The sequence below is a fragment of the Bacillus sp. FSL R7-0166 genome (assembly GCF_038008935.1).
GTDB lineage: Bacteria > Bacillota > Bacilli > Bacillales > Bacillaceae > Bacillus > Bacillus altitudinis.
The window spans coordinates 3,248,577-3,261,538 of the sequence record NZ_JBBPAC010000001.1 but is presented as its reverse complement, the minus strand read 5'-3'; the positions used below and the strand labels follow the sequence as shown (position 1 = coordinate 3,261,538).

The 12,962-nt window shown below is 43.5% G+C and carries 12 protein-coding genes; 7 read left to right on the top strand and 5 right to left on the bottom strand.

Features of this window, described 5'->3' with window-relative positions; genetic code table 11:
* Nucleotides 1-38: 38 nt before the first annotated feature.
* From NST01_RS16940 to kduI, 5 genes are all read right to left on the bottom strand, one after another.
* Nucleotides 39-1,184: a Ger(x)C family spore germination protein gene (locus tag NST01_RS16940; RefSeq protein ID WP_025208098.1), complete on the bottom strand. Its 1,146-nt coding sequence runs from the start codon at nucleotides 1,182-1,184 to the stop codon at nucleotides 39-41.
* Entirely contained in the window at nucleotides 1,181-2,281 is a 1,101-nt protein-coding gene (locus tag NST01_RS16935) for a GerAB/ArcD/ProY family transporter (RefSeq protein ID WP_017368171.1), read from the bottom strand. Before NST01_RS16935 ends, NST01_RS16940 begins: the two co-directional genes overlap by 4 nt.
* 3 nt (nucleotides 2,282-2,284) lie before the next feature.
* Nucleotides 2,285-3,751, bottom strand: coding sequence for a spore germination protein (locus NST01_RS16930; RefSeq protein WP_007499884.1), 1,467 nt, complete (start codon nucleotides 3,749-3,751; stop codon nucleotides 2,285-2,287).
* Nucleotides 3,752-3,855: 104 nt separating this feature from the next.
* On the bottom strand, nucleotides 3,856-4,629 hold the full coding sequence (gene kduD / locus NST01_RS16925) for a 2-dehydro-3-deoxy-D-gluconate 5-dehydrogenase KduD (RefSeq protein WP_041091449.1): 774 nt from the start codon (nucleotides 4,627-4,629) through the stop codon (nucleotides 3,856-3,858).
* Nucleotides 4,630-4,633: 4 nt separating this feature from the next.
* The gene (gene kduI / locus NST01_RS16920; RefSeq protein ID WP_017368169.1) at nucleotides 4,634-5,461 is read right to left on the bottom strand and encodes a 5-dehydro-4-deoxy-D-glucuronate isomerase; all 828 of its coding nucleotides are present in this window, start codon (nucleotides 5,459-5,461) and stop codon (nucleotides 4,634-4,636) included.
* 257 nt (nucleotides 5,462-5,718) lie between these two features.
* On the opposite strand from kduI, the gene NST01_RS16915 reads away from it, so the two are divergent.
* The 7 genes from NST01_RS16915 to NST01_RS16885 all read left to right on the top strand — a co-directional run bounded on the left by NST01_RS16915 (nucleotide 5,719) and on the right by NST01_RS16885 (nucleotide 12,900).
* Nucleotides 5,719-6,729, top strand: coding sequence for a LacI family DNA-binding transcriptional regulator (locus NST01_RS16915; protein ID WP_249476698.1), 1,011 nt, complete (start codon nucleotides 5,719-5,721; stop codon nucleotides 6,727-6,729).
* An 86-nt stretch (nucleotides 6,730-6,815) separates the two neighbouring features.
* Nucleotides 6,816-7,832, top strand: coding sequence for a sugar kinase (locus NST01_RS16910; protein WP_326114916.1), 1,017 nt, complete (start codon nucleotides 6,816-6,818; stop codon nucleotides 7,830-7,832).
* A complete protein-coding gene (locus NST01_RS16905; protein ID WP_079919215.1) occupies nucleotides 7,804-8,412 on the top strand; it encodes a bifunctional 4-hydroxy-2-oxoglutarate aldolase/2-dehydro-3-deoxy-phosphogluconate aldolase in 609 nt (202 codons plus the stop codon). Before NST01_RS16910 ends, NST01_RS16905 begins: the two co-directional genes overlap by 29 nt.
* A 109-nt stretch (nucleotides 8,413-8,521) precedes the next feature.
* The gene (locus NST01_RS16900; protein ID WP_171465844.1) at nucleotides 8,522-8,977 is read left to right on the top strand and encodes a GNAT family N-acetyltransferase; all 456 of its coding nucleotides are present in this window, start codon (nucleotides 8,522-8,524) and stop codon (nucleotides 8,975-8,977) included.
* Nucleotides 8,978-9,047: 70 nt separating this feature from the next.
* Complete coding sequence (locus NST01_RS16895; RefSeq protein ID WP_249476700.1) at nucleotides 9,048-10,049, top strand: sugar-binding protein; 1,002 nt, start codon at nucleotides 9,048-9,050, stop codon at nucleotides 10,047-10,049.
* Nucleotides 10,046-11,488, top strand: a complete 1,443-nt coding sequence (locus NST01_RS16890; protein WP_008343224.1) for a sensor histidine kinase — start codon at nucleotides 10,046-10,048, stop codon at nucleotides 11,486-11,488. The genes NST01_RS16895 and NST01_RS16890 overlap by 4 nt, the downstream gene beginning before the upstream one ends.
* A complete protein-coding gene (locus tag NST01_RS16885; RefSeq protein ID WP_046526690.1) occupies nucleotides 11,482-12,900 on the top strand; it encodes a response regulator transcription factor in 1,419 nt (472 codons plus the stop codon). The genes NST01_RS16890 and NST01_RS16885 overlap by 7 nt, the downstream gene beginning before the upstream one ends.
* Nucleotides 12,901-12,962 lie beyond the last annotated feature (62 nt).

The following is a 12,962-nucleotide window of genomic DNA, read 5'->3' as shown; positions in this document are numbered from 1 at the left end:
CTTTGTCAACCATCTAAGGCGGTCATCCGCCTTTTGTGCTACCATTTAAAGTTTTTCGTTGCGCCTTCTGCACCAAAGTTCAAAATGCTCACTTTTACGTCATATGCAATGTCTACTTCTTGAAATAGTGTATCCCATTCGTTGCGGTGCTGATCCCAAAAGTCTGGATACTTGATGCGCACCTGCCGGTTTAAAAAAATCGGGTCAACACCCACATCTTTTTGCATGTGATTGACAGCTTTTTGAATGCGCTCTTTGATTTTGCGTTCAAAAATGCGCTCAAATCGTTTGATGTATTGCTCATCGTATGAGTTTTCAGGGGGATATTGATCTTCTGATAGTTTCCCGTTTGTTTGTACACTAATTTTAAAGGAGATCTTTCCGTTCTTCAGATAGGGTTCAATCTTGGACTTTGCTTTCTTGATTTCATACGTAATCGGAAAGCCTTTGTAGGTGGCAGGTACGACTCCGCCTGAGATGCGATTCATGACCCAGTTTAAAGATTGGACATCTTTTGCTGGTATGAATCCTATCAGCTTTCGCGTTTTCCCATGGATAATGCCTGCACCATCATAGGTGAGTTCTCCGTTTACGACATCCACACTTTGGACAAGAAAGCTTGTACCCATCTGAAAGTAATCCGACGCTCGGCCAATACGTGTTGGCAGTAAAATCTTCCCGTTAAAGCTCCGGTTTTTTGATGTTTCAAAAATATGCTCGACTGGAACCTTTTGTTGTGATTTTAATTTTTGATTGATGACTTTTGATGCCTCATGGCGTGACACTAAGAGGTAGCTGCTTCTTCGAACCTCATCATCTCGTATAAAGTGGTTGAGTGTCCCTTGAATATCATGATGTTCAGCTTGATCTTTGCCAAACAAAAAGATTTTGAGGTGATCACTGTAAATCGGCGGGTCCTTCAAAGCGACATTGCTGACTGCTTCCAGTACATTTTTCCCCTTTGAGACGACATTCACATAGCCAGGGGAGTCTGCTTCTTGTGTTCCGCCCATTTTAGGGACAAGGTTTTGATAGGTGAGTTTGACTCCGTTATCATCTTCCTCGTCAATGCCAACACCGCGCACAAACGATAATTTCTCAATATCTTTTAAGTCCCAGCAACCTGTCGATAAAAGCAAAAGACAGCAAGACAAAAAGATGAGCCATAAACGCCGTCCTTTCATGCAGATCGACCTCCCCATTTTTTACGTATCATGAGCAGAATAGCTGTTATAAAAGGAATCGCTAAAACAGCGAATAATGCATAGCCGAGTAAAGTCGAGTAGTAAAAGACTTCATTGATATTTCTCGGAAAAAGAGAGAGAGCTGAGGTCAGCAAAAACAGTAACCATAGCAGTCTCGTTAAATTGGTTGTCTTAAACACCGTTTGACAGCCTTTAATAGCAAATTGGAAAAAGCCAAGCATACAAATAAACTGCTGGCACGTCCAGATCGTCAGTAAGAAAATATCAAAGCGTTCAATGAAGACCCCTTCTAGTTCTAGCGCTTGAATGAGTGAGACAGTGGGCCAGGTGAGTGATTTCGTTTCTCCAACTGTCATGGAACCAATCACAATAAAGAGCGTGAGGGAGTAAATAAGTGTGGTGATCCCTACCCCGATCGCTGCGGCCCATTTCGCTTTTGACCATTTGTCTTTATAGACAAGCGGTACGACAAACAAAATGACTTCAAAGCCTGTAAATTGAATAAATGTTTGAGAGAACAAATTACTAAAATCTTTAAACCCGTGAGCCATTACCGGGCGTAAATAATCAAAATCAAATATTTTCAAACTAAACAGCATGAGCCCAATGTAAATGATCATGGTCATTGGATAAATGTATGTCACCATTTTTACTACTGGAAAAATTCCGCTTTTTAAATGATAGGTGGCCACCAGTAAAAAAATCATCACAATCACGGTCATCGGGGTCGATTGCAGCAGGAAAAATTGAACCACTTCCCCCAGTACACGCGCCTCAAAACCAACAATGGCTAGTAAATAACCGATCAGCATTAGGTTAAAAATCGTGCCAAAGAAGGCACCGGCTCCTTTTGTATTCGATTCAAAAATGGTATCCGGTGCATTTTTCTCCGCAATCCAACCTAGCAAAAAAGCAACGAAAGCAAAGATGACTCCCTGTATCAATACAATGATCCAGCCATCAGGGAATCCTGAATTGGCAGAACTGCGTGGAATGGTTAAAATTCCAGCGCCTATCATTGTAGAACTGCACAGAATGGTGACTTGTAACAATGATAGCTTCTCAGCTCTGTACATCGTTTAATCTCCTTGTCTTTTGAGATTTTTTGTCTTGGCTGTTTTCGGTCTCGATTTAAATAGCCCTATTGGTAAACGAACGTACGTATCTTTTAAATCTGAAAACGGTGAAGACAAAACAGGTGTGAAATAGTCAAAACCAAAGGTCTTGAGCTGCATCAAGTGACAAAGTACAAATAAATAACACATGATGAGGCCGTATAATCCAAACATGGCTGAACTGAAGATCGCCATAAACCGCAGGATGCGTAAGGGAAAGCTGAAATCATATGATGGAGCAGTGAAATCGGCTAGTGCCGTCAGAGACACAATAATGACCATTAAGGCACTGACGATATTGGCTTGGACAGCCGCCTGTCCAATAATGACGCCGCCAATCAGTCCAATCGTCTGCCCAATCGCCCTAGGAAGACGAAGTCCAGCTTCCCGCAGCAGTTCAATCGTAAACGACATCAAAATGGCTTCCACTACAGGAGGAAAGGGCACATTTTGCCGGCTGCCTGCGATGGTCAGTGCCATTCGTGTTGGTAATAAACCAGGATGATAGGAAACAAGGGCGATATAGAGTCCCGGTAAAAAGATCGTCAAAAGCACGGCAATATAACGGAGCAAACGCAAAAGAGTCGCACTTGTCCATCTTTGATAATAATCCTCCGGTGATTGCATCAAGGCAGTGAGAGTCATCGGCATAATGAGGGCAAAGGGCGTCCCATCGAGCAAAATAGACACCTTTCCTTCTAGCACAGAGGCAATCACCCGATCAGGACGTTCTGTATTTTGAATCTGTGGAAAAATAGAGACATGACTGTCTTCAATCAACTGTTCAATATAGCCGGACTCAGGAATATCATCCATTTTGATTTGCTTCATACGAGAGAATACATCATCTACTAGTTTGGGGTCTGCGATATCACGAACATACACAAGAGCAGCAGATTTCTTGTTACGAGTTCCTATGTTCACCTTTTGAATGACAAGATTCGGATCGTTTGCCCGTTCACGAAGCAATGCCGTGTTTTTTTCAAGATTCTCAATGAATCCAATCCTTGGTCCTCTAACAAGGACTTCTGATTGCGGCTCCTCTACTTCTCTAAATTGAAAAAGATTCGTATGGAGCGCAAGCGCTTGAGTGGCCCTATCCACAAATAAAATAGCCCTGCCGCTGTATAACTGCTCGATGGCAAGGTTCATATCTTCCAGCACATCATTTTGAATGCCAAAGAACGTTTTAGAAAGGGAAGAAAGTGTGGTGTGGTCGACCTCGGTGATGGTCAGTTCCTTTTGCATAGGTGAAATGATTTGTTTGGAAAGCATCTCAAATTCTGTGAGTCCTTCAACGTACACGAGACATGCAGAGACAGCGGAAGGACCAAATGAAAAAGAGTGGAACACGATATCATCACTTTTGCCGGCAAAGCTTTTGACACGCTGAATGACGGACTCTATATCTTGTTCAATACGACTTTTCATAATACCTCACCCTCATGTCTTTTTTTATAGAGTGACTCGGAAGGAGAAGAATTATGCAAATAGAAAAAAGAGAATCCCCTAAAATAGGAATTCTCTTCACATGTTTATCTCGCCAGCCAGCCGCCATCTACGGCTAAAATATGACCGTTCATATAATCAGAGGCAGGGGAGCTGAGAAAGACGGCGGCACCTGCTAGATCTTCAGGCCGTCCCCAGCGTCCAGCGGGGATTCGTTTCAGAATTTCTTCATTCCGGTTCGCATCGTCACGAATGGCTTGCGTGTTATTGGTTGCAATATAACCAGGCGCGATCGCATTGACCTGAATATGCTGACTTGCCCATTCATTTGCAAAAGCTTTCGTCAAACCTGCGACAGCATGCTTACTTGCTGTATAAGCGGGAACAAAGACACCGCCTTGAAATGATAGAAGGGAAGCGATATTGACGATTTTCCCTTGCCCTTTATTCAGCATCTGCTGTCCGACCTTTTGCGTGAGGAAAAAGAGACTGTTGATATTCACATCCATCACAGTATGCCAGTTTTCCTCTGAATATTGAGCGGCCTCTTCTCTTTTAATGGTCCCAGCATTATTGATCAAAATATCAATTGAATGCTGCTTTAAAAGGGCATCAACATCCCGCTTTGCGGACTTAGGATCTGAAAAGTCTACTTGAATCGCATGAAATGATCTGCCGGTCTGTTCGACAAGTTCTTTTGTTTCATCAAGCGGCGTATGGTGGTAGGTGCCGATGATATCTGCACCTGAACGGGCAAGCGCTACGGCAATACCTTGCCCAATACCAGTTCCAGGACCTGTGACAAGAGCTGTTTTGCCTTCGAGGGAAAAGAGGGACGCTACATATGATGTCGTCGTCATTTCATTACCTCAGCTGGTCCATCGGGACAAAGTCCATATCTTTAAACGTATAGTTTTCTCCCGCCATTGCCCAAATAAATGAATAATTTGCGGTACCTGAGCCTGAATGAATGGACCAGGCAGGTGAGATGACGGCTTCTTCATTTGCTACAACGAGATGTCTCGTTTCAGATGGCTCCCCCATAAAATGAAAGACACGTGCGTCTTCCTCTATATCAAGATATAAGTACACTTCCATCCGCCGGTCATGTATATGAGCAGGCATCGTGTTCCATGTGTTATTGGTTTCAAGCTGAGTGATGCCCATCATAAGCTGGCAGCTTTGGATGCCGTCTGCATGAATGACCTGATACAGATTCCGTACGTTCGAGGCGGATGCTTCCCCTAAATGATTCGGTGTTAATTCAGCGATCGCAGCCTTTTGTGTCGGATACGCTCTATGAGCGGTGGCTGACACAAGATAAAATTTGGCCTGCTCACCTGATGAACTAGCAAACTGTACATGTTCGTGTCCAAGTCCAATATATAAGAAATCTTTATGCTCCAGCACAAATGACTCACCATCGACTGTAACCGTACCTTGGCCGCCGACATTCACAATGCCAATTTCCCGTCTTTCAAGGAAATATTCTGTACGTAAAAAGTCGCCGGCATCTAGCTTGATCGGTTCTGATGTCGGCATAACACCGCCAATCACCACACGGTCCTCATGCGAATAATATAGCTTCAATTCACCACTGACAAAGAGTGTCGGAATATGAAAATGACGACGAAGTTCCTCTGTTGTAAAACGCTTGACCTGCTCAGGATGTACAGCATAACGATTTTCCATTTGAGATAAGCCTCCCTTTCCATCTGAAACATATGATTGTTTTATTTGGTATCGGTTTCAAGGAAAATTCTAGAGGAAAAAGAGAGCGGCGTCAACCGTTAATTTGAAATCGCTTTCTTTAATTGTATAAAAGCTTTTTTTCTTCATGTTCATGAAAAAAATCTTCTAGTACAGTTCAACTTGTGGTATGCTTTTTTTAAGTTTATTTGAAATCGGTTTCGAAACAAATGAGAAGATCGATCTTGGGAGTTTTTTGTATGAAAGAGAAAAAGCAAACGAAAGTCACCATTAACGAAGTTGCAGCATATGCAGGTGTCTCAAAATCAACGGTATCCAGATACATCAATGGCAGAATAAATGAAATTTCTCCTGAAAAGGTAAAAAAGATTAAAAAAGCCATTGAGGAGCTCCATTATCGTCCGAGTCAGCTTGCCCAAGGATTGAAAGTAAGAAAGAGCAAGGTCATTGGTTTTATTGTGGCTGATATTACGAATCCATTCTCTGTTGCGACACTTCGTGGTGTGGAAGAGATTTGTGATGAATATGGATACAGCATCATGGTGTGCAACACAGATAATCGTCCAGAAAAAGAACGAGAAATGCTACTGAAGCTGCATGCTCATTATATTGAAGGGCTGATCATCAATACGACCGGTCAAAACAATGACATTTTGCAAGACTTTAAGCAAAATGGTGTACCGATTGTTCTTGTTGACCGTAAGTTACCTGAGCTCAAGGTCGATACCGTCACAACGAATAACCGTGACATCACGGCTCGTCTACTTCATCAAATGGTTGAAAAAGGCTACGAACATATCGCTTTCTTTACTGAGCCGGTCGATGGGATTAGTCCTCGTGAAGAACGAAAAGAAGCCTATGAACAGACGGCCATGAGTCAACATAAGACACCTATGATTGCAGAAATCAATTTGAAGCAAAAGGAACAAATGCGAGATGAGATTTGTCGTTTTTTACAATCAAACCATCAGAAAAAAGCGATTTTAGCAGGCAATGGATTACTCATGCTGAAGCTCATCAGTGAACTCGTCGATCTTGGGGTGAAGATACCTGAGGAGATAGGCATTGCCGGATTTGATGATACAGAATGGTATAAGCTGATCGGGCCAGGCATCACTACGGTGGCGCAGCCATCTCATGAGATGGGGAGAGCGGCGATGCAAAAAATCAAGACGCGTCTTGAAGGGGATAAGAGTGCACCCCAGACCATTCAACTTGATGGAGAAATCATTGTGAGAAAATCTTTATAAACGTCAGGCAGAGAAGAGTATACATACGTGCATGCTCTCTCTTTTTCAACTATTTTGAAACCGGTACCAAGAAAGGGGAGAAATGAGTGAAAGCATTGGATGTGATCACATTTGGGGAATCAATGGCGATGTTTTATGCAAAAGAAATTGGCGAGCTTCACCAAGTGCATACGTTTCAAAAAGCACTTGCTGGTGCAGAGAGTAATGTTGCGGTCGGCTTGGCAAGATTAGGCTTTAGCGTTGGCTGGATGAGCAAGGTCGGGGCGGACTCACTTGGTACATTTATTTTAGAAGAGCTTCAAAAAGAAGGGGTCGATACTGAGGCAGTGCTCCGTTCAAATGATGGGGCCAAAACAGGGATATTGCTTAAATCAAAAGTCATCGATGGAGACCCTGATGTGACGTACTACCGAAAAGGCTCTGCTGCGAGCACATTGAACGCAAGCGATTTCCCGTCCACTTATTTTCAGCAGGCAGGACATCTTCATATGACCGGAATCCCGCCTGCTGTGTCTAGTGAAATGAGAGCGTTTTCTTTTCATGCCCTTAAAGAAATGAAGAAAGCAGGAAAAACCATTTCCTTTGATCCGAACCTTAGACTTCAACTATGGGAAGAGGAAGAAGACATGATTCATACGGTGAATCAGATGGCTGCTCAAGTAGATTGGTTTTTCCCAGGGCTTGCAGAAGGTCAAAGACTCACGGGGTGTCATGAGCCGGAAGCAATTGCGGATGTTTATTTACAAAAAGGCGTCAAGCTTGTGGTCATTAAACTGGGAGCGGAAGGAGCCTATTTCAAAAGTGCATCCGGCCAAGGTGTAGTGGATGGTTTCCATGTGTCTCATGTCGTGGATACAGTCGGAGCTGGTGATGGATTTGCAGTGGGAGTGATGAGCGGTCTGCTGGACGGATTATCATATGAAAAATCGGTGACAAGAGGCAATGCCATTGGAGCACTTGCAGTCATGTCCCCAGGAGATCACGAGGGACTGCCGACTCGAAAAGAGCTTCAGGCATTTATAAAAGAAGCCAAACGATATCAAAGGCGACACGATATGAAGGGAGATGAGAGGTATGGGAAAGTCAGCAAGTATGAGCGTTAAAGAGAAGCTCGCAGCTTGTAAACTCATTGCGGTGGTCAGAGCAGGTAGTGAAGCAGACGGGATAGAGATGATTGCTCGTTTAAAGAAAAAAGGGGTGCGGGCCATCGAAGTGACATATACCACGCCCAATGCAGAGCGGATCATTGCATCTTACCAGCATGACCACGACTTGATTGTCGGAGCCGGAACGATTACAACGCTTGAGCAGGCACAATCAGCCATTGAAGCCGGCTCTCAATTTATCGTCAGTCCAGGATACCTTCCTGTCATCGGAGAGCACCTATCTTTTCACGATACACTTTACGTTCCAGGTGTTTTGACCCCGAGTGAAATTATGCAGGCAAAAGCAAATGGATACAGCGTGTTAAAGCTTTTTCCGAGCGGCTCCTTCGGTTTGTCCTATATGAAAAATTTGCAAGGCCCGTTTCCAGAGATTGAGTTCATCCCAACAGGAGGCATTCATCCAGTCGATGTGCCAAAGTGGCTTGAAGCAGGAGCTGTGGCAGTAGGTGTCGGCAGCCAGCTTGAAAGCAGTACAGCAGAAGAATTACAGGCCGTTCTTTCTTCCACCATCATGTAGTTCACATAAACAACCGGCGGATGACTGCCGGTTGTTTGTTCGTTTATCTGACATAAAAGATGGGAAGGCACTTCTTTTCACGTAAAATGAGCATAAAGGAGAGGTCGATATGTACATTCAACAAGATGAACTAAAAGATGGTCAAATTGAACAATTGATTCAAGCTCATTTAGAAGAGATGAAAAAACATTCACCGCCAGAAAGCATTCATGCCCTTCCGTTAGACGATCTGAAAAAACAAGATGTCACAGTATGGAGTGCAAGGGATGGCGAGGTGCTTCTTGGCTGCGGAGCCATCAAGGAGCTATCGAGTGAACATGGTGAACTCAAATCGATGAGGACGGTAGCAGCTCATATGCGAAAAGGCGTGGCGAAGCATCTGTTGACCCACCTTCTCCAAGAGGCGAAGCGGCGGGGGTATAAAAGAGTGAGCCTTGAAACAGGTGCGATTGCTTTCTTTGAACCAGCAAGAAGATTATATGAAAGCTTTGGATTTCGATATTGTCCGCCTTTTGGTTCATACCAAGAAGATCCGAACAGTTTATTTATGACAAAGGAATTATAGAGGTCGAGAGAGTATGCTTTTATAAGCAGCTCTTTTTTTTTGCGGCAACAATGGAAGGAGGGGAATGTGAATGAAATGGTCGAAGTTGTTCGGAATGGGCGCATTTCTCACATTTTGTGTCGTATCTGTTCTTTTTTTATCTGTATTAGGTCAAGATTTAGTTAAAATTGAAAGCGCTTCCGATGAGACAGTATCAACTTACCAATATCACTTTGTTCTTGTACCGGAGGAACTTGATAATGAATATTGGCAATTGGTGCAAAAGGGAGCTGCTGATGCGGCGGAAGTTCATCGGGTGTATCTTGAATACCTAGGTCCAAAGCAGGCTGATTTGGATGATCACCTGAAAACCATTGATATGGCGATTGCTGGTCATGTGGATGGCATTATGACGCAAGGACTTGATGCAAAGAGATACAAACCGCTCTTTCAAAAAGCAAGAGAGAAAGGTATAGATGTCGTCACAGTCGATACCGATGCAGAGGGGAGCAAGCGTCAAGTGTATGTCGGAACAGATAACTATTATTCTGGCTTTATCGCCGGACAGGCACTCATCGCCGATACAAAAGGTGAACAGTATGTGGGCATTGTGACGGGACGGCTTGATGCGATTCACCAGAAGCTTCGCGTGAAGGGGTTTCGAGATGCCGTTTCTGGTGAGAAACGCATTCATATTGCTGGAATAGAAGAGTCGGCGATTACGAAATCAGGTGCTTCCGGTGCTGCGTATAAATTGTTAAATGATCATACGCAGCTCACCGCATTTTATGGAACAAGTGCATTAGACGGTGTCGGCATTATTCAAGCAACAGAGCAATATCATTCGTCTAAAGATGTTTATGTACTCGCATTTGATACTCTGCCTGACACGATTCAAGCGCTGGATGATGGGAAAATTGATGCAGTGGTTGTACAGCACCCTTATGAAATGGGCTATCAAGCGGTTGAATCTCTTGTTCGTTTGCAACAAGGGGATAAACAAGAACCGCTGCAGTACACAGGGACGAGTGTGATTCGGCGAGGAGACCTGCCCCTTCATCAAATGGAAAGACCACAGGGGGTTCAGCCATGAGAAAAATACGAAGTAAATTATTATTGGCATTTTTAATTCTTGTGCTCCTTGGTAATGTGGCCGCTTTTTTTGTGTATTGGAGCAGTTCAAAAATCACATCAGAATATAGCAAGAGCTTTCGTTCCTTTCTCCTGCTGAATGATATTTCGACAGAGGCAAAAACGATGTATGAAAAGGTCAACGCCTTTGCCATCGAAAAGGATCAGGCGTTTGCCAAGGGCTATGCTGAATCAAAACAGAAAATGACATCATATGACCAAGCATTACTCAAAGATGCAGGGCTTCATGCCGCCATCCCCTCCATTGAAAAATATCAATATATGATGCGGACGCTCATAAACGAAAGTGATGCGACAATGAATCATGTCAAAAAAGGGAAAATCAAAGAATATGCTGCAAGTGTGAAGGAAGTAAGAACCGTGTCCTCTTATATCCAAGAACAGACAATGACTCTTTTGGATGATGAATTATCTGAGTATCAAGTACTCTACCAATCCCTTCAAAAAAGACATCAAACGTATGCGCTTTTTACTCTATGTCTGTTTACATTATCGATAGGCATCGCTTTATGGATGGCCTATATCATTGCGGGTGGAATTTCAAGACCGATCGTCCATCTGTCTCGAAGTGCCAAAGAAGTATCAGAAGGAAATTTTGATGGTCCGAATTTGCATGTGTCATCAAAGGACGAAATCTCTGTGTTAAATCATGCCTTTGAGCGAATGCGGCGAGAGATGAAGGTCATGATTGAAGAGATGAAGCAAAAGGCCGCGTTAGATCAGCAAATTAAAGACATGAAGCTGAAAACACTACAAAACCAAATGAATCCACATTTTTTATTTAATACATTAAACATCGTTTCACGTATGGCGTACTTAGAATCAGCTGATGCGACATCGAGATTGATACAATCCGTTTCTACGCTGATGCGGTATTCGCTATCTCCTCTCAGCGCATCTGTTACGTTAGAACAAGAAGTGAAAGTGGTAAAAGAATATTTTCATATACAAGAAACAAGATTTTCCGATCGTATTACATGCAAAACGACCATAGATGAGTCGTGTCTATCTGTTCACATTCCGAGCCTTACATTGCAGCCGCTTGTCGAAAATGCCTTTATTCATGGGGTAGAACCAAAAGAGGAGGGTGGGCTTGTAGAGCTCTCTATTGATCGAGATGATGGCTTTGTCATGATTCGGATTCGGGATAATGGACTTGGCATCAGTGATCAAGAGAAAAAGAGATTGCTATCGCAAGAGGAAGAAGATCATCCAGACACACGTAGTAAAGGTCACTCGACAGGAATTGGTCTTCGAAATGTGATGTCTAGGCTGCGTTTGTTTTATGGAGTGCAGGATGCCCTTCAAATTGATTCAAAGCCAAACGAAGGGACCACCATTCAATTGACAATACCAATCAAGGAGGAACGAGCATGCTGAACGTGCTGATTGTGGATGATGAAAAAATTGAACGAATGGCGATGCGTAAGTTCATGACCGAATGGCTGCCAGACTGTCATATTGCAGGGGAAGCTGCGAATGGAAAAAAGGCGGTGGAATTGGCGCGGTCTAAGCCAATTGACCTTGTGCTCATGGATATTCAAATGCCAGGCATGGATGGACTCACAGCGATCAAACAGATCAAGGCAAGCTGTCCTCATACTAAATTTATTATGCTGACAGCCTACGATACGTTTGATTATGCCAAGCAAGCCATGCAGGAAGGGGTCAAACAATACCTTGTCAAACCAGCTGATAAAGACGAAACCATTACAGCGATTCGTTCTGTTGCGGCAGAAATTCAGCAGGAGGTCTCCCTGCGGCAGGCTGAGAAAGTCAATCAGCAGTCGAAATGGCTGGAAGCTCATGTGTTGAACGGTCAATCTTATCCCTCCACAGCGTTTGAGCGGCTGTTTCAGGATTTTCAAGCAGGTCTAGTGATCGCTGTTCAGCGGACAGGTGGGGATCAACTCCTGAATCATTTGCAGGAGTCTGCTCTTTTTCAAGCAGTGCCTATCAAAGTGAGCGGTGAGCTGCTTACATGCTTGATTTACAGCCGTCAATCATCTGGTCATCTAAAGGCGAATGTACTGCAAGCCATTCGCGCTGCTATGACAAGCGAGCAGCATTCCTCTGTCGTTGGCTTGGGTCATCCTGTCTCAAATCCGCTTCAACTTCAGAAAAGTGCAGCAGAAGCGAAGCTTTCCTATTATCAGCGAAAAAAAGATGACAGCGCTGTTCGTTATGGCTTTTACTATACAGATAGACAATCTTACGTATTGATCAACTTGCCTGAGCTTGCCGATGACATGATGCTGGCACTAGAAGAAGGGAGAAGAGATGATGCTCTTGCTTACTATGATGCCTTCCAATTAGAAGGGGCAACCATTTCTCATGTGAAAGAGCTGCTCATTTTACTCAAATCACGACTTCGTGCAGATGTGCCGATTCTAGCTATCACCACAGAAACAGAATGCCGCCAATGCTGTGAACATTTATTTGATCTGTATGAAGCAAGAACCCAGACGGTGAATGATATAGAACGGGCGAAACGATACATTCAAACACATTTTTGCGAACATATTACGCTGGAGCAAACGGCCGCCTATGTTGATTTAAGCCCGACGTATTTCACCAAACGCTTTAAGGATGAGACAGGTCTGACGTTTAAAGAATATGTGACGACCTGTAGGATGGATAAAATGAAGAAGCTACTGAAAGAGAGTTCGCTTAGTTTAAAAGAAATCACCTATCAAGCTGGATATACTGATCCAAATTACGTCAGTCGTGTGTTTAAAAAAATGATTGGCTGTTCACCGAAGGAATATCGAAAACAGGTCGTAAAAAAATGAAGAATTTCATAAAAAAGTGAAGAAGTTTGCCTGAAAAAAGGCAAGGATCTGCCAGTATACTT